At 56.5% G+C, this 246-nt stretch carries 1 protein-coding gene; it reads right to left on the bottom strand.

Annotated elements, in window-relative coordinates:
• Window positions 1–246: hypothetical protein (locus ACXAF9_RS18235; protein ID WP_475076869.1), on the bottom strand; the 246-nt coding region annotated here is incomplete at both ends.

The raw sequence follows: 246 nt of genomic DNA, 5'->3' as shown, positions 1-246 counted from the left end.
AGGTGTAGGTGCCATCGCTGTTCAGCGTCAGGGTACCGTACGTACCTGTGATGGTGGCCGGAGTTGTATCCGTCACCGCCGCACCGTCTACTAACGTGACTGTGATAGGCGTATCTGCATTTTGGGTATCCGCCACATCGCCTGCACCAGCGCCGGCTGAGGTCAATACGTTACCCGTTACAGAGACAGAGTCTTCTGTAATAGACGCCGCATCGTCCTGCGCCACAGGTGCGGTATCGATGATCT

This window comes from Neptunomonas sp. ABH4_499 (genome assembly GCF_056160565.1).
This window is presented reverse-complemented; position numbering and strand designations above follow the sequence as displayed.